Annotated in this window: 22 protein-coding genes; 5 read left to right on the top strand and 17 right to left on the bottom strand. The window is 44.4% G+C overall.

What is annotated here, in order from left to right:
• Positions 1-40 precede the first annotated feature (40 nt).
• Positions 41-547: a thioredoxin family protein gene (locus FM107_RS17445; RefSeq protein ID WP_086949763.1), complete on the top strand. Its 507-nt coding sequence runs from the start codon at positions 41-43 to the stop codon at positions 545-547.
• Between the two features lie 72 nt (positions 548-619).
• Here the strand turns inward: FM107_RS17445 and FM107_RS17440 are convergent, their stop codons facing one another.
• From FM107_RS17440 to FM107_RS17390, 11 genes are all read right to left on the bottom strand, one after another.
• Entirely contained in the window at positions 620-1,507 is an 888-nt protein-coding gene (locus tag FM107_RS17440; RefSeq protein WP_086949762.1) for a dienelactone hydrolase family protein, read from the bottom strand.
• A 182-nt stretch (positions 1,508-1,689) separates the two neighbouring features.
• The gene (locus tag FM107_RS17435; RefSeq protein WP_086949761.1) at positions 1,690-2,082 is read right to left on the bottom strand and encodes a barstar family protein; all 393 of its coding nucleotides are present in this window, start codon (positions 2,080-2,082) and stop codon (positions 1,690-1,692) included.
• A 73-nt stretch (positions 2,083-2,155) separates the two neighbouring features.
• Positions 2,156-2,551: a MauE/DoxX family redox-associated membrane protein gene (locus FM107_RS17430; RefSeq protein WP_086949760.1), complete on the bottom strand. Its 396-nt coding sequence runs from the start codon at positions 2,549-2,551 to the stop codon at positions 2,156-2,158.
• Positions 2,552-2,676: 125 nt separating this feature from the next.
• On the bottom strand, positions 2,677-3,705 hold the full coding sequence (locus tag FM107_RS17425) for a glutathione synthetase (protein WP_086949759.1): 1,029 nt from the start codon (positions 3,703-3,705) through the stop codon (positions 2,677-2,679).
• A gap of 9 nt (positions 3,706-3,714) precedes the next feature.
• Positions 3,715-5,553 carry a flavohemoglobin expression-modulating QEGLA motif protein gene (locus FM107_RS17420; RefSeq protein WP_086949758.1) on the bottom strand — a complete coding sequence of 613 codons (1,839 nt, stop codon included), beginning with the start codon at positions 5,551-5,553 and terminating at the stop codon, positions 3,715-3,717.
• On the bottom strand, positions 5,540-6,322 hold the full coding sequence (locus FM107_RS17415; RefSeq protein WP_086949757.1) for an N-formylglutamate amidohydrolase: 783 nt from the start codon (positions 6,320-6,322) through the stop codon (positions 5,540-5,542). The genes FM107_RS17420 and FM107_RS17415 overlap by 14 nt, the downstream gene beginning before the upstream one ends.
• Positions 6,323-6,538: 216 nt before the next feature.
• Positions 6,539-7,084 carry an NADPH-dependent FMN reductase gene (locus FM107_RS17410; RefSeq protein WP_086949756.1) on the bottom strand — a complete coding sequence of 182 codons (546 nt, stop codon included), beginning with the start codon at positions 7,082-7,084 and terminating at the stop codon, positions 6,539-6,541.
• A 73-nt stretch (positions 7,085-7,157) separates the two neighbouring features.
• On the bottom strand, positions 7,158-7,463 hold the full coding sequence (locus FM107_RS17405; protein WP_086949755.1) for a DUF4342 domain-containing protein: 306 nt from the start codon (positions 7,461-7,463) through the stop codon (positions 7,158-7,160).
• Positions 7,464-7,502: 39 nt separating this feature from the next.
• On the bottom strand, positions 7,503-8,456 hold the full coding sequence (locus tag FM107_RS17400; protein ID WP_086949754.1) for a DUF4407 domain-containing protein: 954 nt from the start codon (positions 8,454-8,456) through the stop codon (positions 7,503-7,505).
• 3 nt (positions 8,457-8,459) lie between these two features.
• A complete protein-coding gene (locus FM107_RS17395; RefSeq protein ID WP_086949753.1) occupies positions 8,460-8,990 on the bottom strand; it encodes a hypothetical protein in 531 nt (176 codons plus the stop codon).
• Positions 8,991-9,222: 232 nt separating this feature from the next.
• Positions 9,223-11,082: a TonB-dependent siderophore receptor gene (locus FM107_RS17390; RefSeq protein WP_086949752.1), complete on the bottom strand. Its 1,860-nt coding sequence runs from the start codon at positions 11,080-11,082 to the stop codon at positions 9,223-9,225.
• Positions 11,083-11,289: 207 nt separating this feature from the next.
• On the opposite strand from FM107_RS17390, the gene FM107_RS17385 reads away from it, so the two are divergent.
• The 4 genes from FM107_RS17385 (at position 11,290) to FM107_RS17370 (ending at position 14,642) form a co-directional block, all read left to right on the top strand.
• Complete coding sequence (locus tag FM107_RS17385; protein WP_086949751.1) at positions 11,290-12,276, top strand: glycosyltransferase family protein; 987 nt, start codon at positions 11,290-11,292, stop codon at positions 12,274-12,276.
• Positions 12,273-12,959 (top strand): FKBP-type peptidyl-prolyl cis-trans isomerase, encoded by a 687-nt coding sequence (locus FM107_RS17380; protein ID WP_086949750.1) that lies wholly within the window; start codon positions 12,273-12,275, stop codon positions 12,957-12,959. Before FM107_RS17385 ends, FM107_RS17380 begins: the two co-directional genes overlap by 4 nt.
• Positions 12,946-13,851: an aldo/keto reductase gene (locus FM107_RS17375; protein ID WP_086949749.1), complete on the top strand. Its 906-nt coding sequence runs from the start codon at positions 12,946-12,948 to the stop codon at positions 13,849-13,851. Before FM107_RS17380 ends, FM107_RS17375 begins: the two co-directional genes overlap by 14 nt.
• Positions 13,852-13,928: 77 nt before the next feature.
• A complete protein-coding gene (locus FM107_RS17370; protein ID WP_086949748.1) occupies positions 13,929-14,642 on the top strand; it encodes a pirin family protein in 714 nt (237 codons plus the stop codon).
• 115 nt (positions 14,643-14,757) lie between these two features.
• Here the strand turns inward: FM107_RS17370 and FM107_RS17365 are convergent, their stop codons facing one another.
• The 6 genes from FM107_RS17365 to FM107_RS17340 form a co-directional block, all read right to left on the bottom strand.
• A complete protein-coding gene (locus FM107_RS17365; RefSeq protein WP_086949747.1) occupies positions 14,758-15,282 on the bottom strand; it encodes a YceI family protein in 525 nt (174 codons plus the stop codon).
• 307 nt (positions 15,283-15,589) lie between these two features.
• Entirely contained in the window at positions 15,590-16,114 is a 525-nt protein-coding gene (locus tag FM107_RS17360) for a YceI family protein (RefSeq protein WP_086949833.1), read from the bottom strand.
• Positions 16,115-16,284: 170 nt separating this feature from the next.
• Positions 16,285-18,567, bottom strand: a complete 2,283-nt coding sequence (gene bglX / locus FM107_RS17355) for a beta-glucosidase BglX (RefSeq protein WP_086949746.1) — start codon at positions 18,565-18,567, stop codon at positions 16,285-16,287.
• A 69-nt stretch (positions 18,568-18,636) separates the two neighbouring features.
• On the bottom strand, positions 18,637-20,010 hold the full coding sequence (locus FM107_RS17350; protein ID WP_086949745.1) for a glucoamylase family protein: 1,374 nt from the start codon (positions 20,008-20,010) through the stop codon (positions 18,637-18,639).
• Between the two features lie 129 nt (positions 20,011-20,139).
• Complete coding sequence (locus FM107_RS17345; protein WP_086949832.1) at positions 20,140-21,564, bottom strand: RagB/SusD family nutrient uptake outer membrane protein; 1,425 nt, start codon at positions 21,562-21,564, stop codon at positions 20,140-20,142.
• A gap of 19 nt (positions 21,565-21,583) precedes the next feature.
• Complete coding sequence (locus FM107_RS17340; RefSeq protein WP_086949744.1) at positions 21,584-24,685, bottom strand: TonB-dependent receptor; 3,102 nt, start codon at positions 24,683-24,685, stop codon at positions 21,584-21,586.
• Positions 24,686-24,814 lie beyond the last annotated feature (129 nt).

Below are 24,814 nucleotides of genomic sequence, written 5' to 3'. Positions count from 1 at the left end.
GCAATTGGTACCTTTGATTGATTTTAATGGTTATATCGAAATGAGAAAGATAATTATAATATGTTTATGTATCGTAGGGCTTGGGCTGTATTTACCCGTTAACGCGCAGCGTGTAGCGGCCGTAGTTGAGCGCGATTCGCTGAGCAAGCCATATCATCCAGAAGCTGATGCGCAGGCGGATATTGACAACCTTATACAAAAGGCTGGGGTGCAAGGGAAAAACATTATCATGCAAGCCGGAGGAAACTGGTGTATCTGGTGTTTACGGTTCAATAACTATATACAAGGTGATCCAGATGTTGCCACGCTTTTGGAAGATAATTTCCTTTATTATCATTTAAACTTCTCGAAAGAGAATAAGAATGAAGAAGTTTTTAAAAAGTATGCCCCTGAGGGATCGAAATTAGGGTATCCTTTTTTTATTGTTATGAATCAAAAAGGCGAGGTCTTGGAGGTACATGATAGCGGTTCTCTGGAAGACGGTAAGGGGTATGCAAAACAAAAAGTACTTAGCTTCTTCGGGAAACATATTCCTAAAGGCGAATAAGCGACTAACAGTGGTATATGCTACTATAACATAATTTAAAGAAAAGCGGCCGAAGAATTTCGGCCGCTTTCGTTATACTAAATGTTCCGTGAAGAATTCGATCGTTCGGCTCCATGCTAATTTCGCTGCATCGGAATCAAAACGCGGCGTACTGTCGTTGTGAAAACCATGATGCGTACCCGGATAAGTGTGTGCTGTATACTTTTTGTTGTTTGCTTTGAGCGCTTCTTCGTAGGCTGGCCAGCCTTTATTTACGCCCTCGTCCTCTTCAGCAAATTGCAGCAATAAAGGGGCTTGGATATTGGGTACTTCTTCCAGGGGTGCCTGTCGGCCGTAAAAAGGTACGGCGGCCTGGAGTTCTGTAATACGTGCAGCCATCATATTGGAAATCCATCCACCGAAACAAAACCCAACGACGCCTACTTTACCGTTTGATTGTTCATGGACTTTTAAATATTCAGCGGCCGCGATAAAATCCTCAAGCATGGAGTCGCCTTCGCGTTTTGCCTGCATCTGGCGTCCCTGATCGTCGTTACCGGGATACCCGCCCAGTGGCGTGAGCGCATCGGGTGCTAGAACGAGGAAGCCTGCTTTCGCCGCCCGCCGCGCGACGTCTTCGATGTACGGGTTTAGTCCTCGGTTCTCATGAACCACCACGATAGCTCCTTTTTTATCTGAGTTGTCGGTAGGGAATGCCAGTAATCCCTTAATTTGGCCGCCACCTTTGGTAGAAGGATAGGTGATGTAGCTACTCTTAATTGCGGGGTCGTTCTTCGCTACTTGCAGCGTATTTTCGTAATCCGGACTTAAAAAGCCCATTAAAGAAGTAACCGTTAAACCTCCTACTGCGTAGAGTGAGAGTTTTTGCATGAATGTTCGTCGAGAGATGCGATTGTGGGCGTAGTCATTATAAATGACAAATACCTCGTCATTGATGTCCTCTTTTTTGATGTTGTGCATAATCGATAAATTTAAAGATCATTTAAAAATACAGTTTTTATTTGTTACTTGGAATCGATCAGGTTGTTACGCTTAAGCTATCCGCGCCCCATAAATATCAAATACGACGATGTGCCGATCGGATAGGCTGGCTCAAAATGTCGGGACAAAAACGGATTTTATCAACGGTCAATTTCAGTTTCTCAGCGGGGAATAAGCGTGATGTTTTCATGCTCGCCGATAATTTCCAGAAGGATATCGAAATAGGTCTTGCCACGACCTTGTTCCAATTCATCAATTTGGGCGTCTATGATTTCCATGTTAAAAATGTTAGGTTTTAAAAGCTTCTGCCGGTAGTGGTTCAACGTTAATTCGCGTCCTAGATCCGTTCGATTTTTTTCGAAGTTTAACCAAACCAGATCGATTGGCTCCGTGCTTTCAATAAGTCCGAATCCACCATAGAGCAAATCGCTGAACGCATCCAGGCTATGTCCTAATTTCCAGTCCACGTCTTGCATAAAGATGTCGTTTATATGCGTGTAAAAGGATGGTATATCGTGTATCTTTTCGCCGTCAATAATTATCGTCTTGTGCATTGTAAATATTAATAATAGGTGGATTAAGCTACTTGTTCGGGGCTATATATAAATATTTCCGGCCACCGGCATGTTAGGATCCGGATGGCGTACTACTGTTTTGCAATAAAACCATGTATTTTTTGCTGTTGTCCCAGATAACCCAAAGATTGATCAGTAATAATGGAAGCACGAAAGCTATACCACCCGGTGTGAAAGTTACGGTATGCACGCAGATTCCCACTACGATCGGTAAGCATACTAACGCCCCCAGGGCACGTGTGCGCGGGATGATGAACAAGACGCCGCCGATGATCTCAAATAAACCTACCAGAGGCGTAATCCACTTGAGTGTTAAGAATGCTTCTTGTATTTTAAGCTGTTCGGCCGTTTGTTCAGGGCTGGGCATGTTAGGGATAAATTTTGTCACTCCGGCGAAAACCAACATTAATCCAAATAGCAGGCAAATGATAAATTTTAGAGTTTTCATGATTGAATAAGTAAATTGACGATGTGAATTTCTAATTCGAATCTAAGAACTTATTTCCTTAAATAAAATTATTGAACGATTCGATGTCACAGGGCAAGTTTTTGTGTTTCAGGGTTTACCTCCATTTACTTTTTATACGCCTTTTTTACCTCTTTTTGTCGCTCGGCGAATTTTTTTTCTAGGTGTGCAATAACATATTTAATAAAATCGGTGTCATTTACGCGACCTGCGTGAATCAAAGCGCCCGGACTAAATACATTTATTTCCATGATGATATCACCCACGATATCCAGACCAACGAAGTACATGCCGTCATCTTTCAATTTCTGGCTAACTTTATCGATTGTGGCAAGAATTTTTTTGGTGATGCGTGCCACCTTTGCGCTACCGCCTTGATGAATATTACTGCGGATCTCACCTTTTTGTTGCATGCGTGAAATAGCGGCATACTTACCGTCCATGACGATTGGTTCACCATCAAGAAGAAAAAAACGGATATCGCCTTTGGCAGCCGCTGGGAGATATTCCTGGGCGAGCAGGTAGCCGTCTCGCGCAATGACTTCAACGGTTTGTTTTAAATTGTGCTTTTCGCCTTTTTTGACCATAAAAACATTTTTCCCTCCGGACCCTGTGAGCGGTTTCAGTATAATCTTGCCATTCTGCTGCCCCAGAAAATTAAGTACATCTTCATAGCTACGTGTAACCAGCGTCTTCGGGCGGATTTCTTTTGGGAAATACTCCAGATACATTTTGTTTGTTGCCTGCATCAATTGATCGGGATCGTTAATTACCCATGTGCCTTGACGTTTCATCAGCTGCGCGAACTGTAGCGCGGTGGACGATGCCCAGGGCCTAGAAATCATATCGGTAACCGGATCGTGACGTATCCAGAGGAGATCAATTTCATCAGAGGTGACGAATTGTTTGTCCTTCTTACGTACGATACGCATCAAATCTTTTTCGTCGGAGACACGTTCGGAAGATTCGAGCACACGGCAGTGGGCCCCCACCGTTTTCTCGTCGTGGTAGGCGAAGTCTGCTACGCCGATGTAGAGCACCTTATGGCTACGCCGATGGGCCGTCAATGCCAGTAGCGTCGTAGTATATTCGCTAAGTTCCTTGTGTGTCTGGTTGATTAAAAATGCTATAGTCATATGTCGTTTTTAATAATTTATCATTTTAAATACGCTGCTAAAATGCTGCGCGTCTTTTAGCTTGTCAACGTATGGCGGCTGTAAATACCGTGGTATAAGGGCGGGCTGCTGTAGAATACCGCGTTGCATTAGGTCTTGGATTATCGGTAGATAATCTTCCCTTATCTTGCCGATGGTAAGAATATTGAGATTTCCTCCATCTTGGATATAGCGTATGAGTTCAATGAAACCTTGTAAGTATACCACGTCTTTGGTGAGCCCACCGGCTCTGTAGACGCGCATGGACATGCTATAGGATGCGTTTATGCCGAAATTAAAGTCTTCATGAAGCATACTGAAGGTGTCAGTAAAACTGTGTCCCATCAGCATGTGACGTACTGCAAGTACTCTGCCAGCGAGAGTTCTTAAACGTTCATTTGTGAGGCCGCCGACTAGAAATTCGGCCAACACAGCGAGCCCTTCTTGGAGCTGCTCGTAACCCGGAACACCTTGACGGAAGATACTGAATTTTTGCTCTTTGCCATTGAAATAGGTGATAATATGGGTACCCACCTCGTGCTGTATCAAGGCGAGCGCGCGGCGGCGCGCTATTTTGTATTGCTTGCTGATATTAAGTACACCATGGTTGACCATCACCCCTGAAATATCGTCGCGTATACGCACCGAGCTATTGAATTTTGAGCACTGCTCTTGTAAGTAGCGGAATTCTTGCTCGGCAAGTTGTGCGAATTCAGGCGCCAACAGGTATTCGTCCTCTATTAGGTCGGGGTTCGGTGTTGCATCAATCGCAATCAGTAGGGCTTTTGCGGTTTCATAGAGGTCATCGCTGACGTTCCCAAATACCATGAGACTACCGTATTTAAAGTCCGGTGTATTGCGCGAAGCTAGCATGGTCATCATATCATCGAGTTCACGCCGTTTGTCGCGGAACAAGTAAGCAATCGTCGGATCGTAGATATCCTCGATACGAAGGTTATATAGATTTCGTTTTACTAGATCGGGGTCTACGGGTATCGGGCGATAGTGGAAAGTAGGGGGCTTGCGGTAGCCGTCTTTTTGGAACTCCAGCCAAGCTTCATGGGTGTTGATTGGTGTTGTGAGCAGTAAAAAGTCGAATTTCATACTTTCTTTTAGCAACACATTGTCGATCTCGTAAATCTGTTCGTTAAGCCGCTCACGAACTTTCATCTTAAAATGTGCTGCCTGGATGTTTGTGTGTACACGAACGAATTCAAAGAATAAGCGTGAAAGGCTCTTTGCCAACGACTCGCGAAAGCTACGAGCGAGCAGTGGGAGGTGTTTGCCTTCGGTACTCTCGTAGCGTTTTCGAATGGAAATTCCAAGTAGGATCACGATATTCGCTTTTGCAGCGGCGGGCACCACAACGGGAACCTGTTCCGGCGGACATGGAAGTTTACTTATCTTCTTCAAATCGACAAACAATTCATGAGCTTCATTATGGATATTTTTGACAAGGTATTCGGCAAGACCGAGTGCGTTTTTCTGCGAGAGATGAATCGTGATATCGTCGGTTTGCTTTTCCGATGCGGTCCATACCTCGACAATTAAACAAGTGCCAAATTCATCTGCGAGCGCTTCGGAGATAACGGGAATCCATCGGATCAAATCAGCTCCTTCTGCCTGTGGATCAAATATGATGCTTGCCTGTTCTGATTTAGCTAATTCCGAGAGCATCCTATCTTTCCCTGTTTGGGGAATTCGGTATATAAAGAGATAAGGAACAATTTTATTGAATACTATTCTTCCTTTATTGGGGACCTGTTTGTGAATTGGTTCTCGTGCAGCGATCGCCTTTAAGATTTGTTTTAATATTTTATCCTGCGGCATATATAGGGTCGGTTTTGAAATCCGTAAGTACGTGTAGCAAAAGGCGTTTGTATGATTGTATTAAGGGCATATAAGGAACGCCTGTCCATTCATCCATAAAGTCCTTTCTGAATTCAATTGACAATACACACCCCTTATCGCCATACTTGGCTAGAATATGTTGGGCTAAATAGCCTCCTTTAAACTTTACGTTCTCCCGGATGTCGATAGGCATATCCCTAAATTTCTGAGTAGAGACGCTCTGGATAAACTGGTCAATCACGTGACGCCATTCAGGGTGATTATAGAACGTTCCTAAGTTTATTTGCGGATTTTCCGCTGTATTGAGTACTTCGTCCGGCGAGGCCCGTTTCGAATTGTAGCTATGCAGGTCCCATATCATGAAGAAACCATATTTGCAGATCGTTTCCTCGATGAGCGCATCAATCTGCATATAGGTATCTGTATGTACCGATTGAAGGGCACGAATCATTTCCTCGGGGAGATCTTTCCATACTGTCAGTCCCCATGCTTGATCGGGATGCAGGTAAATGGCGTCTTCGATTTTCCTGTTTATGTCCAGCTGGAAGCGAGAAGTACTGACCAATAATTGGTTCATCGGTAGCTCAGCCATGCAGCCCGTATGGGGATCTTCCTCACGAAAGCGTATTTGTTCATTGAGCTGTAAATAGGGGATCAGGCGCTCGTCAATTTGATGACTGTCATGAATCGCAAAAGCCCAGTAAGGGCTGTCCGTTTTGTTTACTCTGAACTCAAATAAATTACCCATATAAAAATCTTTCTTTAGTTCAGAATAATAACACTTTCGACTGCAAATAGTTTGATATAGAGGAGGGGTCTCGCCATTTAGGTGTTGGTTGCTGACAAACAAAAAGCTTACTTCCATTTGTCTCAAAAATTTTGAGAGGAAGTAAGCTTTCGTTGAAAATATTTTCAATCGTGCGTATTAATCGATCTTGAATTTAAAGCGCTTACTGAACTAATTTTACCGGTTCGCAAAAGCGACAAACGATTTGAGCACATCTTTCAAGAAGTCTCCGGTATCGCTTTTTGTAAGCTTGCCGTTGCCGTCGAAAAAGTCCTGTACCGATGGGAGGTATACCTCAGGCTGCGGCATTGTAGGCATATTTAGAAAAACCAGTGACTGCCGTAAGTGGTGATTTGCTCCGAATCCGCTAAGGCCACTTATCGAATTAGATACAACCAATGCTGGTTTACCGTCCCACACACTTTCACCGTATGGACGTGAACCCACATCAATCGCATTTTTAAGCACGCCGGGAACCGAACGATTATATTCTGGGGTCACAAAAATAATGGCCTTCATGGACTTCACTTTCTCGCGGAATGGTCCATAGCTATCTGGTGCTTCTTGCTCATCGAAATCTTGGTTGTACATATTAAGGTCTCCGATCTCGATAATTTCAAGCGTGTGACCTACCGGAGGATTCTCGACTAAAAAGTTTGCGATTTTCCTGCTGAACGATTCTTTCCGTAGTGATCCAATGATCACGCCAATTGTGCCTGCCATAACGATTATAATTTTTTTATAATAAAAGAACAAAATTCAATGCGTTTGGTTTGCAATGCCTTAGCATAGAGCACTATTTAACTTCGACCGTCGTGCCGCTTTCTGCCGGTGGCTCAGGGTTTTTCGGCTCTTGATCGTTGTCTTTTTTCTTTTCGACCGTGATTTTACATTCGGTTAATAGGGCCGCTATGGCGCCTACAGCGGCGAATATTGGCGCGAATACTACTCCCACAATACCAATGGTAACGGGAAAGCTCATGATCTCTTTTCCTGATTTGTCGGAAAGACTGATTTTTGTTACGTTTCCCTCGGCGATGATTTCTTTGACTTTTTTAAGTAGATTTTCGCCATTAACGATAAATGTTTCTTTGATTGACATGAGATTGTTTTTTATAGTGAATTGATTAAACCTTAACAATTATTTAGTACCTAGTTTGTCGAGCATCTGGATGCGAATTGCCGTCTGGTGCTGAACGAGTTTGTCGTAGTCGGACTCTTTGTCGGTAATCTTCATAACGAGAACGAACAATTCTATTGCGAGGAAAAACAATAGGAATAGTAAATATACGAATATTCCAATAGTGGATGACGTTACGACATCGTGCAGCAGGTTAAGTTCATCTAAGAATCCTGTTTTCGTTTTTAGTTCCCGCTCTTTGCGTTCCTTTATGGTGGTGATTGATGCGGAGAGTTCAAATTTTTTTGTTTGGAGAGTTTCGATTTGTTTATGAAGTTGCTCCATTTCTAACTTCTTGGGGTTCTCCATGACTGATTTATTCGTTGAACGTGTGCTGTTTATCGGTTTACCTTGGTTATCTGTGGTCACACTCCGATTGGTGTAGCTGGTCACAATTACGGGATTCTTTTGCAGCTCTTTACTGACCTGTTCGTATTTGTCTGTGGTTGACAGAATGTGCCCGTCGAGTTCGTCGATCTGCTTTTGCAAGTCGTCCTCGGATTGTTTGACAGCGACTTTGACACGTTCATCCATCACCTGCGTTTTGCGTAGCTCGATATCATCTTTGAAAGTGATCTGGTCCATGATAAACGCGCCGAGCACGGACATAACAATAGCCAATATTACCCTAAATAGGGTCGACCAGGAGCTTACTTTTGTTGAAAGTATTATAATACGCTCGATTTGGATGATGACAAAACTCATGATCAATCCCCCAAGTAACCCACCCAGTAGTTGCAGATGCAGATATCGGGTAGCGAAGCTAAAGCCGATAAAAAACCATACTAAGATGATCAGGAGCATCACCGAGGTGTATTTACGTACATTTTTGGATGACTGCTCACTGGAATTTTTAACAAGGGTATAGTTAAATCCTGTTAGGAAACATCCGAATTTTAACCACCAATCTTTCATTTTTTAGAACTTTTTTGTGAGTAGATTCGTTTGAGTAATCGATGCCATACCTTTCATAAATCCTCGTTTATAGGCAAGAATAGCACGTTCGCACAAGCCATAATCCGTCTTTAGCGCCTCTTCGATCTCATGCACTTTTTCGATGTGTGCCTGCAGGTCGGTTTGTTTTATTTTGAGTTCGTCGACCAAATCGATAAGTCCGGCCCGGGTGCGTGACTGGATGTGAAATTGCATGTCTTTCATCAGTGATTGATGGTATGTTTTGACTTGCTGGATGAGTATCTCTAGATCGTACTTTATGAGTCTTATATTATCATTCTTATAGCCTTCGTCTGCACTGATCAGCGCATCGTTAAACCCGCGCTCTTCGAAGTTCTGTTGCAAGAAATCGTATATTAAAAATACCCCTTGGTTATCGTGTACCGAGGACCCATTAAGTTGCGACTGATCGACCTGAGGCACTGCTTGCGGCGCCTGTTCCGTCAAAACCAGCTTGGTGTCATTTTTTCGTTTAAATGAAGTAAACCATCCCATTGCTCATTGTTTAGTGTATTGCAAAGGAAAGATAATGAGTCGATTGTTGTCAGTGCTATTAGGTGAATGAACAAAGAAAATAGGTAAACTACCCACTTCTCTCGGTAAAAAAAATCTAAATTATGGGCAAGGGTAATCGGATGAGGACTGGGGGTATTAGCGCCCTACAAAAATATTTAATATAAATGGGATGCACTGCTAGGTCACGCGCGCTTTTGTTACATACGTCCCATTAATGTGATTTTTGCTGGTGCCAGCGGTACTTTACTCCGACCGAATACCAACGGCCAGGCATCGGAATTGCGCCCGACTCAACGTAGGTCACATCAAATAGATTTTGTACATCAGCATATGCAGTGAGCGCGGGGAAATTATAGCCTAAACGGATGTCGTTCAAAAAATAGGAATTATGGGAGATGCGCTGGTTGAAGCGGTTAGCCAGGGCAATGTTCCAGCTTGCGCTGTTTGCCGTTAGCAAAAGCTTGGCTTGGTGCTTTAAATTTTCCAGTGCGTATTTAGATATGAAGCCATCGTCTGTTTTTAGCGCGGGATCCAGATAGCTATAACCTAGTGTCGCGCTGTAGTATACCTCGGGCGCCCTTAGCGTATAGCTGAAATTGGTATTGATACCGTTTACTTTGTTTTGTCCCATATTAAAGGGCTGGAAGGGTTCCTGCTCACTGGTGCGCAGCCAGTCAATGAAGTCGTCTATATCGCGATAGAAATAGCCCGCATGTGCAGTAATATGCTCATTCTCGAATTTGAGGGCTCCCTCAATTTGCCACGCATTCTCGCTCATCAACATAGGATTACCGATGTTTCCAGTTTGCTGAAGATAAAGATCTGTGAAGGTCGGTATGCGCTGGCTTGATCCGGCGTTGACAATAATTTTCCACTGATTATTTACATTATACCCCAGGTCGAATCCCGGATAGAGTTGCCATCCAAATTGACTGTTGTAGTTTAAATAGGCGCCTAGGTTTACGGTTAAGTTCGCGATTTTATCGGTCGTGAATTCCGTGTAGGCACCGTAATTATCCCGATCGTATCGACCCATATTCGAACTAGTTATTTTTTCAAAGCGCGACTCTAGCCCTAGTCCGAAGTCACCAAAGTCTGTCGTATAACGGGCATTTAGCTCTGTAGCGAAGCTGTTGTTAAAATGGATGGAGCGTCCGGTGCTGATATCCGCGTCATTGTAGCGGTAATCGTCTTCATTGTAACGGTTGCTTATTCGCGGGCTGATGTATAAGCGGTCGTTAAGCTGGTGGTTAGAGCTGATACTGGTAAATATGGTTTCGACAATCTCTCTGGAATTTTTATCTCCGGGTGAGGCATAAAACCCGTTTGCACCAAAGTCATTATAAATATAGGCTCCCATCCACTCAATTTGGTTGGCCGGATTTAGTGTAGTCTGTCCTTGGTAGAATATTTTATCGATTTCCGCGGCGGTGTTATAGCGCTGTCCATTGGTTTTTTCTTTATTGTAAAATACCTGGTGTTGTTGCCGTTCTCCTTGCCAGCTCATCCCGATTTGTGAACCAATGTGATGGTATATGCCGCTTTTCCCTTCTTCTTCGCGCTCTTTGAAGGAAGATCCGGTGTATACGTTAGCTTGAACCGAGGTGCCGTCCACCCGGCGAGTGATGATGTTCACGGCTCCCGTTAATGCATTTGCGCCATAAATACGTGCTGCAGCTCCGCGTAACACTTCGATGCGCTCAATGGCATCGAGCGGCACGGGCAGGTTTAGGCTGAGGTGCCCGGTTTGGGGATCGGAAACTTTTGCGCCATTTATAAGCACGAGAGTCTGATCAAAGCTTCCGCCATCGATACTGATGTCTGCTTGCGCACCTAGGGGACCGCGCTGACGTAGATCGACACCGTTTAAAAGCCCTAATACTTCATTAATATTTTTTACCGGCAGACGGCTAATCTGCTCGGCAGTAATTATTTCAATATTACGGTTGTCTTGGTGAAATGGAATTTGTAACCTATTTTGGTTAACGATTACCTCCCGTATATTGGTTGTGTCCTGTGCTTGAGAAAGCAAAGGAAATAGCACCAATAAACTTATCGTTTTAAATTGCATGAGTAGATTTTAGATTGGCAAAACTAGAAATTTATGATGAATAAACACAGTGCTCGCCTCGACCTTTTCGCTCCAGACTGTTTTATTATCGGCAGATGTTGTTTTTAATAACGTCTTGGCATTGTAATGGGGAGTAAAGAAGTGACATATCTGTGCCGCCAATTCGCAGGAAAATTAGTAATTTGGCCGCATAATTTTTGGTGAATCATGAGGATATTGTATGCCGTACAAGGAACAGGCAATGGACATTTATGTCGCGCGTTAGATATCATTCCAATTTTAAAACAAATTGCAGAAGTTGATGTTTTGGTCAGTGGAATACAGGCCGATATCGAACTCCCTTTTCCTGTTAAATACAGGCTACATGGTTTGAGCTTTATTTTCGGTAAATCCGGTGGTGTGGACCTGTGGCGTACATTTATGAGCTCGACAGTGCGTAAGTTTGTTCAGGAAATAAATTCTCTACCGGTCGAGTTTTACGATTTGATTATCAACGATTTCGAACCTATTTCTGCCTGGGCATGCCAGACTAGAGACGTTCCCTGTATTGGCCTCAGTCATCAAATTGGTGCACTGGATCCGGCGAGTCCGAAACCTGAGGAAACTGATATGCTAGGCCGTTTTATTATGAAAAACTATGCACCATCAAGCATTTCGTACGGTTTTCACTTTAAGGCGTTTAACAATAATGTATTTACACCTGTCATCCGGCAGTCTATTCGTGAGTTAGAGCCTACCGATAAAGGGCATTACACCGTATACTTACCTTCCTACGACGATGCACATCTATTGAAAAATTTATCGAAATTTCCAGATGTGCAGTGGGACGTTTATTCCAAGCATAACAAGCAAAAGTTTGTCGTGAAAAATGTTACGATCAACCCCATTCAAAGTGAGACATTTGTGCGCAGCATGGCAAGCTCGGCAGGTGTACTATGTGGTGCTGGCTTTGAGACACCGGCCGAGGCGTTATTCCTGGAGAAAAAGCTTTTGGTGATTCCCATGAAAAATCAGTACGAGCAGCACTTAAATGCCGCTGCACTTGAGCAGATGGGGGTACCGGTCATTCACAGCTTAAAAAAGAAGTTCGATTACGACATCGAATCCTGGCTCAATAGTAAAAGTAGAGTCGTGGTTGATTACCCGGATATCACGAAAGAAATAGTAACAAGTATAGTTGAAAAACACAAATGATAAAAAGTAAAATTATAGGATACGCAGGCCTAACGTTACTGTTTTGGCATGTTAACAATAGCCAAGCTCAAGAGCTAACGAGTAATCTGGATTCAGTTTCTTACGCTTTAGGTTTAGATGTAGGTGCATCTCTTTTAAAAGGTGGGATGGAAATTGATGATGTAAAGTTTCAACGCGGAGTATCCGATGCATTAGCTGGTAATAGTGAGCTTTTCAATGAAGAAGAGCGTATTCGGATTATAAAAAATGCGTTCAATAAGGCAGCAGAGCAGCGGGCCGAAGAAATGAAGGAAGTGGAATCGGATTTTTTTGCGAGTATCCAAGGCAAACCCAATCTTAAGTCCGCTGTCGACGGCTTATACTATGAAGTACTCCGGGAGGGGACCGGCACTAAGCCGATGGAAACCGACGAAGTCACTGTACACTATAAAGGTTCGCTCGTTGACGGTAAAGTTTTTGATAACTCTTACGACCGGGGAGAGCCGATGGAGTTGGGCTTGGACCGGGTGATCCGCGGCTGGCAACTAGGAATCCCACTTATGTCCGTGGGGTCCAAATATAGGTTTTACATACCTTCATCTTTAGGCTACGGTGAAAGAGGAGCGGGAGGAGATATCCCTCCACACAGTCCTTTGGTGTTTGAAATAGAATTAATAGGGATTAAAGAAAATGCAGTCAACTAATTTAGGTAATTCAGATTTAAGGATTTCACCTATCGCCATCGGCGGAATGTCGTTGAAGGGTGGACCGACAAAAACGAATATTGAGGTTCTTCAACAGGCCGTTCATGCGGGTATAAACTTTTTTGATACGGCTGACCTTTACGAGCGTGGTATGAACGAGGACCTGCTTGGCCAGGCACTGGCACCTTATCGCGATCAGGTCGTGCTCGCCACAAAGGTAGGGAACCAGTGGCGATCGGATGGGAACTCTTGGGATTGGAAAGCGTCCAAGGCGCATATCATTAAGAATGTAGAGAGCTCACTTTCACGCCTGAGGACAGATCGAATTGACTTGTACCAGTTACATGGCGGTACGATTGACGATCCTATCGACGAGATTATCGAAGCGTTCGAGCAACTCGTGAAGGCAGGACACATTCGTTATTATGGTATATCTTCGATCCGTCCCAATGTGATAGAGCAGTATGTTCGTAAATCGAACATTGTGAGCGTGATGATGCAATACAGTTTACTAGATAGAAGACCTGAGTCGGTCTTTCCGTTGCTGGAAAGGCATAATATCTCAGTTATATCCCGTGGTGCGCTCACCCAGGGGATACTCATCGATAAGCCAGTCGTTAGTTATTTACAGCTTACTGCGGGCGAGGTTGGTCACGCTAATCGGAGTGTGGATAAACTGGCTGCAGAATTAAATATTCCGAAAATGCAAGTCTTATTGAGTTACGCTTTAAGCGGAAGCGCGGTCAGTTCGATTGCCCTAGGTATTCGAACCTTAGCGCAGCTTGGGGAGATGAAGAATATCCTTGAAACTCTGCGCCCGCTATGTGACACAGAGCGCCATGCCCTCGAACACGGGTTAAGGGAATTGGGATACACGGACCATTTGATATAGATCGTTCTTGACTTAGGTCAATGTATGGCGGGCTGATAAATCCGAACTTTGTTGTATAATAAAAGAAAGGATACATCATGGCAAATTATGTTTTTCACAAGGCAGACTCGCGTGGCAATGCGAATCACGGGTGGTTACATTCCAAACACACATTCAGCTTCGCGCAGTATATGGATCCCCAGCGGATGAACTTTGGCGTACTGCGTGTACTCAATGATGACCGCGTGGCGGCGGGGCAGGGATTTGGGGCCCACCCCCATAATAATATGGAAATTATTAGTATTCCCCTCTCAGGAGATTTGCAGCACCAAGACAGCATGGGCAATAAAGGGACAATCCGTCAGGGAGATATTCAGGTGATGAGTGCCGGAACAGGTGTCACGCACAGTGAATATAATGCAAATCAAGATCAAGAAGTTAGCTTCCTTCAGATATGGGTAATCCCGGCAGTTCGAGATGTAAAACCTCGCTATGATCAGCTAACCTTAGATCCAAACGACCGGATAAATACGTTTCAGGAGGTGATTTCACCTGGGCCAAAGGTTGATGGTCTATGGCTTCATCAAGACGTTTGGTTTAGCTTGTCCAAGTTTAACCCCGGGATCGAGAAAACCTACACGTTTAAAGGTACGGGAACGGGCCTTTATGTTTTTAATCTGAGTGGGGAAATCGAAGTTGACTCCAAGACACTCCATGCGCGTGATGCTGTAGGGGTGACGGGAGCGAGATCCGTTGAAATTAAAGCAAAAAGTGAGACTGAATTTCTGTTGATGGAAGTCGCTATGACCTAGGTGAGGGGCACCGATTTGAAATAAAAAATGCCGGATGCATGTTTCATGCAACCGGCATTTCTGAATAGCGAATGTCTTATGTTTTGACCTGTCGTGATTTATGCTTGATGGCGCATTATTTGAGGACGAACTGAATGTCAGCGTGAAACTTGACATCTTCGCTAACCATAACACCACCGGTTTCCAGCGCTTCATTCCAAGTGAGTCCGAAATCTTGGCGGTTGATCTTCCCGGTGACCGTGTAGCCAGCCTTTTTATTACCCGCGGGATCTTTCGCAATCCCGCCAAATTCAGCAGCAAGTACGGTCGGTTGCGTCACTTCTTTTATGGTAAGGTCACCCATTAAATTATAGTCCTTATCATTTAATTTTTCAATTTGCGTCGTGCTGAACTTGACCAGTGGATAGGTCGCACTGTTGAAAAACTCGTTACTTTTTAAGTGTTCATCACGCGGTTCATTTTTCGTGGTAATGGAACTTGTTAAGATCTCTACATCGATCTGGGCCTGTGAAAGGTCGTCCGACCCATTATTAATTTTGACATCGAATTCTTGAAACTGACCCTTCACATTTGAAATCATCAAATGTTTTACTTTAAATTCTATCTCGCTATGTGCTTTGTCTAAATTCCAGCTTGCCATATCTCTTGTTTGTACGTTATTTTAATAATCCAATTTACGTTGTTTTTTTCTAAAATACATTGATTTACGGTAATAAATGCTATTAAAATCCTTAAAAATATGTTAAAATTTTAGCCGGGTATATTTTTGACATATCGGGTCTTGCCTGGCGTCTTCTATTTTTATTCGATCACGAGCGTTGTCCCAATAGAAAGGGGAGTCTTTCGCTGGACTCCCTTGAAAACTTGCTTGATCTTATGCGACCCCGCGTGAGCGGTAAATCAAGTTCTAGGGTCTACCGCTTTTTTGTTTTTTGAAGAAATTGAAATTATGCTAAAACAAATTGTATTTCTGCTTGAATTTTAACGTCGTTACTGACCATTACCCCGCCAGTTTCTAGCGCCGTATTCCAGGTTAAATCAAATTCTTGACGGTTAATTTTGCCTGTAACGGTGTAACCTGTTTTTTGGTTTCCCCACGGATCTTTTGCAATGCCGCCGAATTCCGCTTTGAATGTAACGGGTTTGCTAACCTCTTTAATCGTTAAGTCACCGGTTATTTCGTAGCTCTCATCGTCGATCTTTTTAATTTCTGTAGATGTAAATTTGATTGCAGGGTATGCACTAACGTTGAAGAAATCTTCACTTTTCAAATGTTGATCGCGTTGTTCACTTTTGGTGTCGATCGATCCAGATTTGATATCTACGTTAACTTTCCCTTGCGTAATATCATCGCTATCACTCGCTAATATAACGTCGAAATCTTTGAATTGTCCCTTTACATTTGAAACCATCATGTGTTTCACTTTAAACTCAATTTCGCTGTGCGCTTTGTCTAAATTCCAAGTTGCCATATCTTTTTTTTTAGTTTTATTTTTTGATATAACAAAGGTAGCGAGGAATTGTGTGCGGGACATTGATGTATGTTAACAAATGAAAAACCCTTAAAATTTTGCGTTTTTAGGAGAACGGGAGGTGGTGAGAATTTAAATCCCGTGGAACGGCATTGCCCCACGGGCTATTTTTAAATAGTTAATTCAAATTCAGTCTCTTGGAGGTCTTGGGAGTCCGTACCGATGAATACTTTAAATACGCCGGGTTCCGAAGAGAATTCCAGCTGTTGATTATAGAATTTTAAATCCTCAGGCGAAATTGTGAATTCGACGGTTTTGGATTCCCCTTTATTAAGCGCAATTTTCTTGAATCCTTTTAGCTCTTTGATCGGGCGTGTTTGTGAGGCAACGAGGTCACGAATATAGAGTTGTACAACCTCTTGTCCATCGTATTTTCCCGTATTGGTTACTTGTACCGAAGCGGTGAGTGATTCACCGGAGTTAATTTTGGTATTACTGAGGTGGATATCGGAATAACTAAATGTCGTGTAACTAAGACCATAACCAAAGGGGTAGAGCGGATCATTACTCACGTCCAAGTAATTAGAACGAAATTTTTGAAACCATGCACCTTGTTTAAGGGGTCTGCCCGTATTCTTTTGGCTGTAATAGAGGGGTAGCTGTCCGATATTTTGCGGAAAAGTGACTGGTAGTTTGCCCGATGGGTTAATGTCTCCAAATAGTACGTCCGCTACCGCGTTACCGGTCTGGGTACCGCCAAACCATACATTTAATATGGCGGGCAGGTGCTCGTTCTCCCAAGTAAGTGTAAGTGGTCTTCCGGTAAAAAGCACCAGCACAACTGGTTTTCCTGTTTTAATTAATGCTTCAAGCAGCCTGCGCTGCGAGGTGGGGATATTCAGGTCCGTGCGGCTGGAACTCTCGCCACTCATCTCGGAGCTCTCGCCAAGTGCGGCCACAATAACGTCCGCTTGTTGGCTAGTTTGGAGCGCTTCATCAATGATCACTTCCGGCGCACGCTCGTCACGCGGAATAGTTCGTCCAAACATGGTAGCCCTTTCCTGCAAGGCGCTATCGTCCGTCAGATTGGCTCCCAAATGTGTTACAATTTTTACTTTGCTGTCTAATGCCGCCCTCATGCCCTCAACGAGCGAAGCTGTGTTTTCAAGGTCCGCACTCACGCTCCAAGTTCCCGGCATATTGGCGCCGGTATTGGCTAGGGGCCCGATGACCGCGACGGTCCCTTGTTTTTTTAAGGGAAGGGTTTGCGCTTGATTTTTTAAAAGCACAAATGACTCACCTGCTGCTTTCCGTGCCAAGGATAAATGTTCGTCAGTTAATGTTTCTTTTTTTTGACGCGCAGGGTCACAATAGCGGAAAGGGTCGTCAAATAGGCCAAGCTTGTATTTCGTGATTAGTACATTGCGGCAGGCCCGGTCGATATCTTGCGTTCGCACGGTTCCCTGCGCAAGGGATTTTTTAAGGGTGGTCAGAAAACCTTCGCCTACCATATCCATGTCAACGCCTGCTTTGAGCGAGCGAGCAGATACTTGCTGTAAGTCGCCCAGGCCGTGGTCGACGAGTTCATTTACAGCAGTATAATCCGTGACCACCAGACCGTCAAACTTCCAATCCGCTCTTAACAGATCGGTGAGCAACCAGTGGTTTGCGCTCGCGGGTACACCATTGATATCGTTAAAGGAAGTCATCACCGACAAAGCGCCCGCATCGATGGCTGCTTTGTAGGGTGGGAGATATTCATTGTACATGCGGTGCAAACTCATATCGGTCGTATTGTAATCGCGCCCCGCTTCGGCCGCACCATAAAGTGCGAAGTGCTTCACACACGCAAGTAGTGTGTTATTCTTACGCAAGTCGTCTCCCTGGTAACCTATAACCATCTCCTTTGCAATTCGGGCGCTGAGGTATGTGTCCTCACCGCTACCTTCGGAAATACGGCCCCAGCGTGCATCGCGAGAGATATCAACCATAGGCGAGAACGTCCAATTCAATCCGTCGGCGGTCGCTTCGATAGCGGCTACGCGTGCGGTTTGCCGGATAAGGGGCATGTTCCAGCTTGCTGCCAGCCCAAGTGGAATAGGGAATATTGTTTTGTAACCGTGGATCACATCCATGCCGAAGATAATCGGTATTTTAAGCCGGGAATGGTTAACCGCTAGTTCCTGGGCTTGCCGTATGCGCTGGGGAGAGGTCATGCTAAAAATTCCGCCAATGCTCCCTGACATTATTTTCGACTCGACGTCTGTTGAGACGGCTGTGCCGGTGGTTACCTCGCCTGCGGTAACCAGATTTAACTGCCCAATTTTTTCCTCTAGTGACATCTTTGCTAAGAGCGCATCGATGTACTGATTCATCTTTTTATCGTTTTGCGCCGAGGTGAAATTGACGCTTCCCAGTAGACAGGCGCAAACGAATATTTTAAAAGTTTTCATAGTAACTATTTTTTTTAAAAAAAAGGCCCAATTCTAAATGATGAATTGAGCCGATTCACTAACCACCAATTATTTTATATTTGGGCTCTCAAAGCCTAGCTTCTTAAGACCCTGTTGGATTTCAGGTGCTTGCATGAATAGTTTCCATATCAAACCTGTCCGGTAATTTTCAATCATCACGACGATGGGCCCCTGATCGATCGCTAGGTAACGCTGCGGAAACCATTCCTTTGTTTCGCTATAGGCGTCGTAGAAACCGTATTTACCCCATAATTTATCGCCTAAGCTGGAGTATAAATAACGGGCAAGGCTGATACTTTCCTTTGGCGTGTAAGGCATGGAGGATAATCCGGCGGTGGGGCTGATTACCGACTTGTCGTTCTCCGGATGGTGCGCACTGTATCCGTCGATGGTGTATGAGGCGGTAAGTCCCCATCCTTTATTTGCACCGTAGCCTTTAAATTGATGAGGGTTTTGCTCGGCATATGCAATATTGATCTTACTGTGATTGATCACCGCTTGGCCGTAATCCACATATGGACCTTTGAGGCCCGTAGGATTTAATCCTAGAAAAGAGTAGTGTGCCCAAAATAAGGGACCTACTTCGCCTGAGGCAGCGTTGTGTTTAACTACCGTGGGGATGTCAAACTTCAAGGCGTCGGATTTAATAGCGCCGTTACGCGCCCATCCCTGGTTATATACAGCGGTATCAATAGGGTGAGTAGGCGAGGATGCGGCTAAAACGTAGGAAATTAAACATTCGTCGAATCCTCGCACGGGGTGGTTCATCCCAAAGCTATGGGAAGGGCTCCAGTGCCAAAAAAGGACGTTTTGTCCGTTGGTGTAAAAATTCCAGTCGATCCCATGCCACAATTCATTTGTCTTTTCGGCGACCCTTATTTCTTGTTCATTACCACCTTTTAGGTATTCGCGCACAACGATTAAAGCTTGTGCTAAGAACGCTGTCTCCACAATGTCTCCGCCATTGTCTTGTTCACTGAAGGCTTTCACTGTCCCCTTGTCTCCATGGTACCAGTGCGACCACACGCCATTAAAACGAGGTATTTTACCTAGGTAATCGATGATTTGGTCCAGTCGCTGTACGCCCTGTTCCCGAGATATGTATCCTCGTTCGATGGCGACTACGATCCCCATTATCCCAAAGCCACTCCCACCGATGGTGACGACATTTTGATCATTCTCGGGGTATTCGCCGTCGATATGTATACGCTCGCGGGCGAGCCCTGAGGTCGGTTCAGCTCCGTCCCAGAAGTATTTGAAGGTTTGCTGCTGAATCGTATTTAATAAGGAATCCTCGGTCAATGTGCTGCTGCCTCGTGCCGTGTTGGTGTCCGCGGCGTTCTTTTGATTATTGTTCTGGCAGCTGATAAAGCAACATGTGCTTATTAAAATTGTAGTCGTTATTGTTTGTAAATTTGTCATTTAATTAATATAAAAGGAGACTGTCTCCGTTAATTTCACGCAAGGGAGAACTCGAAAAGATAGCTCGAGCGTGCATAAGAACTTTAAAATAGGGAAAGAGTAACTGCTCTTCCCCAAATTTGACTTTTTTTACCAACCGTTATTTTGTCCGAGCTCGGGCGTTTGAATGAGCTGCGCATTTGGAATTGGAAATAAATATTGTTTGTCTTGAAACGTTTTTCCGGCAGCGCTCATCGCTGCCTCGGCCTGTTTGGTACGTATTAAATCAAACCAGCGATCGTGCTCAAAGGCTAGTTCTAGCCGACGTTCCTTCCAGATTGCCTGACGCAGCTGGTCTTGTGAAGATGCCTTCGTATTGGGCAGTTTTACCCGGCTGCGTATCGTGTTGAGTGCCGTTTGCGCTTCGGCGGTATTGCCCAATTCGTTCGCGGCTTCGGCTTTGATGAGATAGAGCTCCCCAAGACGTAAATAACGTAGGTTTTTATCCGTGTCGGTTGCTCCTCCATTGGCTGAGGAGTAGGCTTTCTCGTTGTACATTGCATTTTCACTCGAGCCAATTTCGCGGCCGTCGTACATCGTTTCACCGCGGAAGATTATTGTGGCATCCTTACGGATATCGTCATTTTCATCTTCAAAAGCTTTCAGCAGGTTCTCCGAGGGCGTGTTAAATCCCCATCCGAGGTTCGCCGCGCCACCGCGTGGACCTTGAGTTTGCGAATATTGATGGATCCCGTGAGCGATGGACACGCCGCGCGCTTGAAATTCGAAAATGGATTCCGGACCGTTCTCTCCAGCTAGACGCCATATTTTCGCATAATCGCTCTCCAGGTTGTATTCGCCCGAGCTCAACACTTCTTGCGCTAGATCGTACGCCTGCTGCCATTCCCCCTGGTATAGATGTACTTTTGCTTTTAAAGCTTGAGCTGCTCCTTTGGTTGCCCTGCCGAGATCTTTGTCTGCATATGCGGATTTCAATGGCAAGTTGTCGATCGCAAATTGCAGGTCTGTCTCGATGTAACCGTACACCTGATCTTGTGGAACTCGAAGCGTGAGGTCTTCATCCTGTATTGGAATATCCCCCCATCCACGAACCAGGAAGAAGTAGTTCAATGCACGCAGGAACCGGGCCTCGGCGATCAACCGTTTTTGGAGCGTCAGGTCGGTAAGCCCGTACTCTTCAATATAGGTGATTGCTTGTGACGCCCTGCCTATAGATTTGTACCAATGCTCCCACAATGAGCTAAAGGAGCCTGCCGTCGCTGTGTATGTTAAATTATCTAAAATATCTTTGTCTCCGCCTGAATCGGTAGCGGCTGATCCTTTATCGGCGTTATCAGAAATGATTTCTGTGATACCTAGATAGGAGAAGGCATAATTCCAATCGGTAAACATGCCGTAAATGCCATTTACAAATGTTTCGGGCGTATAATTCTCGCCGCTATCGTCGGCCTCTACGACCTCTTGTGAGGGAACATCCAAAAAATCTTCCGCACAGCCGTTAAATAATAGTCCGGCAGCCGTTAAAAGTGTTATATTTAATATTCTTATTTTCATGATTTTGCGCGTTAATAGATTAGAACTGAACGTTAATACCAAACAAAAAGTTTCTAGTCGTCGGATAAGCAGAAAGCTCAATACCAGAGGTCAACTGCGGATCGCCATCACTTGGTATCTCTGGAGAGAACCCCGAATAGTTGGTAAACATGAATGGATTTTGCGCGGTAAAATATACCCTTAAGTTTGATGTTTCGTTATATAATTTTTTGAACGTATAACCTAAGGTGATGTTATTGATACGGAAATAATCCCCCGGCTCTAAATAGTAGCTTGACGCATAGGCATCTCTGTCCGCGCCGGGATCTGTGTTAGAACTACCTTCGCCCGTCCAGCGTTCGTTGAACGTGTCTTGCGTGATATTCTCACCACCATTGACGCGCGTTCCTTTTAATCCGTTATATATTTTATTGCCCGCAACGCCGAAACCAGCAAGAGAGAAATCTACTGCTTTGTATGTAATTCCCAGGTTAATACCATACGTCGAAGTAGGCATAAAGGAACCTAAGAACACTTTATCGCGGTCATCAATCACGCCATCATCATTTTGATCTTTGTATCGAAGGTGACCAGGACGTGGCGATCCGTATGCGGCATTTTCGGCGATCTCGCTCGTATTTTGCCATACGCCATCAGTTTCCCATAACCACCAGCCGTATAATGGTTGACCAGATTCGATACGTTTTGTAACCTCGCCATTTGCTAAGCTACCACCTATGGAGCCATCGTATGCGGCTTTAACCTCAGTCAGCTCGTTGTGGTTGTAGGCGTAATTTACGCCAATATTGTAGTTGAAGTCTTCTGAAATAGAGTTCCTCCAGTTTAAAATGAGCTCAAAACCGTTGTTTTTTACTTTACCACCGTGATCATAAAAATCGTTCGCAAAAGGTGAATTTAATAGCGGCTGCACCTTCATGATTACATTTGAATTTGTCTTGTTGTAGTAATCAATCGATCCCGATAGCTTTCGATCTAACATTTCGAAATCCAATCCTACGCCTGTTTCATAGGTTTTTTCCCAAAAGACGTTGAGCGCAGGGCTACCAAAGGCGGCACCCAGAGCTAAGTTTTGTCCGGGACCAAATACGTAGTTGTAGTTTTCACTACCCTCGGAGGATAATACCTGCGATACGTTTAATGGTATCCCCTGATTACCCAGCACACCCCAGTTCGCGCGAAGCTTCAGAAAGTTCAGCACCGTATTGTCTTGCATGAAGTCTTCGTTTGAAATTGTCCATCCTAGGCCGACTGAAGGGAAGTTGTCGAAATATTTCCCGGTGCTTTTAAAAACACTAGAACCATCACGACGAAATGTTGCAGTGGCGTAATATTTACTGTTGTAGTTATACTGTAAGCGTCCAAAGTAGGAGGCTAGCGCGATTGGCGTGGAGTAGGTCTGTTCAAGTACTTTATCGTAGTCTAGCGAGGCATTATTGATATTCCAGTATTGCTCCTGCGGCAATACATCATACCCCAGGCCGCTGATCCTATTCTTGATGTCGAATTTCTCGCGCGAGAAACCGGCAATCGCATTAATGTGGTGGCCGTTGAACTCTTTGTCAAATGACAAGTATGTTTCCCACAACCAGCGATAGTCTTCTCTTTTCTCGTAAGAAAGCGAGTTGTTGACATACGAAAGCGAAGTAGGGTTGTCGGCTTTTAATTGTTCAAATTCTGCATTGGTCCGAAGGGGATTACTTTGTAACCAGGCGTCTTTAACGTCCGAGTACGTACGGTCATTTTCAAACACCTTGGTTGCACCAATTCTGGAATTGATCTTTAAGAAGTCAAGAATTTGATACTCACCCTCGATGCCGCCTTGTATACGGGTAGAATTTTGAAGTTGGTTTTGGCGAAGTATCTCGTAGACAGGGTTACCAGCTGAATTTAGATTACCGGTCGATTCTCCCGCTGCGGTTTCGTAGCCAGCCATGCCTGTTGTGCTGTTATAAATCGACGTACCATAGCGTCCATTGTCAAAAAGTACGGGGCTGAGTGGTGTTTGGCGGTATGCATCGTTAAACGCGCTGTAAGGCTTTGGCGTGGACTTGTTAAAACTTAGATTCAAGTTTTGGGTGAATTTCAGTTTGTTGTCTAAAAATTTAAAGACGTTGTTGTTGCGTATTGTGTTACGCTGGTGCTTTGATCCATCGATAATACCGTTTTCGGTAAAATTGTTGGCACTGAGGAAATAATCGACAATCTCCGAACCGCCTGATATATTTACCGAATTGTTGTATACTACACCGGTTTCTAGTATCTCATCGAACCAATCGGTGTTGTACCGTTGACCGGTAGCAAGCGATGTTCCGTTCCCAATGCCTGCGATATTTTCATTGTAGTAGTTCACGTATTGTGAAGCGTCGGCCATTTCCACACGGTTCAACATATTTTTTATGCCGACATAACCTTCGTAGCCAATCTTCACCGTACCAGCTTTACCTTTTTTTGTGGTTACCATGATAACCCCGTTGGAAGCACGTATCCCGTATATAGAAGCTGAAGAAGCGTCTTTCAGTACGTCGATTGACTCGATGTCTGCCGGATTAATGCTGTTGATATTGTCCATTGGAAACCCATCGACAATATACAACGGATCGCGTCCACCAAGAGCGGTACCTAATCCACGGATAACGACTTGTGGTGTTGATCCGGGTGCTTCGGATGCGGTGATGTTCACCCCGGCGACTTTACCTTGTATGGATTGCATAGCCGACATGGCCGGCTGCTTGGCTATCTCGTCAGCCTTGACACTACCAATGGCGCCCGTAAGGTCTACTTTTTTCTGAACCCCATAACCTACCACGACAACCTCTTCGAGCGCGGTATTCTGGTTATCCAGAAAAACAGCTAATTCGGTTTGGTCCCCTACATGGACAGATTGCGTATTGTAGCCAATAAAGGTGAAAATTAAAGTGTCAGTAGGAGTGGCCTCCAGGCTGAAACGGCCTGCCTCGTCCGTTTGCGTTCCTGCTGTTTGCCCACTAATGGACACGGATACTCCCGGGATCGCCATCAAATTTTGGCTATCTTTTACAGTACCCGATACGTTTTTACTTTGACCATAAAGCCATGATAGACTTAATAGATAAGCAATGGTCAGCGTTAGTAACTTCCTCATTATAGTATTGGTTTTTTCGTTGTTAATGAATCTGTAGTTCTCCTATTAGTAAGTGAGTAACTACTATAACAAAGATGTGATGTAATGGTTGGCGGGACAAATTAAATAGATATACATTACTACTACAAG

Source organism: Sphingobacterium sp. JB170 (genome assembly GCF_900163865.1).
In the GTDB taxonomy this organism is placed as follows: Bacteria; Bacteroidota; Bacteroidia; order Sphingobacteriales; family Sphingobacteriaceae; genus Sphingobacterium.
This window is presented reverse-complemented; position numbering and strand designations above follow the sequence as displayed.

Bases quoted from the DNA above. Each gene is read 5' to 3' on its own strand.
- FM107_RS17415 (WP_086949757.1), bottom strand. From the start codon at position 6,322: ATGGGTAATTTATTTGAGTTCAGAGTAAACAAAACGGACAGCCCTTAC.
- FM107_RS17365 (WP_086949747.1), bottom strand. From the start codon at position 15,282: ATGGCAAGCTGGAATTTAGACAAAGCACATAGCGAGATAGAATTTAAA.
- FM107_RS17360 (WP_086949833.1), bottom strand. From the start codon at position 16,114: ATGGCAACTTGGAATTTAGACAAAGCGCACAGCGAAATTGAGTTTAAA.
- FM107_RS17400 (WP_086949754.1), bottom strand. From the start codon at position 8,456: ATGAAAGATTGGTGGTTAAAATTCGGATGTTTCCTAACAGGATTTAAC.
- FM107_RS17440 (WP_086949762.1), bottom strand. From the start codon at position 1,507: ATGCACAACATCAAAAAAGAGGACATCAATGACGAGGTATTTGTCATT.
- FM107_RS17405 (WP_086949755.1), bottom strand. From the start codon at position 7,463: ATGTCAATCAAAGAAACATTTATCGTTAATGGCGAAAATCTACTTAAA.
- bglX (WP_086949746.1), bottom strand. From the start codon at position 18,567: ATGAAAACTTTTAAAATATTCGTTTGCGCCTGTCTACTGGGAAGCGTC.
- FM107_RS17390 (WP_086949752.1), bottom strand. From the start codon at position 11,082: ATGCAATTTAAAACGATAAGTTTATTGGTGCTATTTCCTTTGCTTTCT.
- FM107_RS17350 (WP_086949745.1), bottom strand. From the start codon at position 20,010: ATGACAAATTTACAAACAATAACGACTACAATTTTAATAAGCACATGT.
- FM107_RS17375 (WP_086949749.1), top strand. From the start codon at position 12,946: ATGCAGTCAACTAATTTAGGTAATTCAGATTTAAGGATTTCACCTATC.
- FM107_RS17425 (WP_086949759.1), bottom strand. From the start codon at position 3,705: ATGACTATAGCATTTTTAATCAACCAGACACACAAGGAACTTAGCGAA.
- FM107_RS17410 (WP_086949756.1), bottom strand. From the start codon at position 7,084: ATGGCAGGCACAATTGGCGTGATCATTGGATCACTACGGAAAGAATCG.
- FM107_RS17420 (WP_086949758.1), bottom strand. From the start codon at position 5,553: ATGCCGCAGGATAAAATATTAAAACAAATCTTAAAGGCGATCGCTGCA.
- FM107_RS17345 (WP_086949832.1), bottom strand. From the start codon at position 21,564: ATGAAAATAAGAATATTAAATATAACACTTTTAACGGCTGCCGGACTA.
- FM107_RS17395 (WP_086949753.1), bottom strand. From the start codon at position 8,990: ATGGGATGGTTTACTTCATTTAAACGAAAAAATGACACCAAGCTGGTT.
- FM107_RS17430 (WP_086949760.1), bottom strand. From the start codon at position 2,551: ATGAAAACTCTAAAATTTATCATTTGCCTGCTATTTGGATTAATGTTG.
- FM107_RS17380 (WP_086949750.1), top strand. From the start codon at position 12,273: ATGATAAAAAGTAAAATTATAGGATACGCAGGCCTAACGTTACTGTTT.
- FM107_RS17385 (WP_086949751.1), top strand. From the start codon at position 11,290: ATGAGGATATTGTATGCCGTACAAGGAACAGGCAATGGACATTTATGT.
- FM107_RS17435 (WP_086949761.1), bottom strand. From the start codon at position 2,082: ATGCACAAGACGATAATTATTGACGGCGAAAAGATACACGATATACCA.
- FM107_RS17340 (WP_086949744.1), bottom strand. From the start codon at position 24,685: ATGAGGAAGTTACTAACGCTGACCATTGCTTATCTATTAAGTCTATCA.
- FM107_RS17370 (WP_086949748.1), top strand. From the start codon at position 13,929: ATGGCAAATTATGTTTTTCACAAGGCAGACTCGCGTGGCAATGCGAAT.
- FM107_RS17445 (WP_086949763.1), top strand. From the start codon at position 41: ATGAGAAAGATAATTATAATATGTTTATGTATCGTAGGGCTTGGGCTG.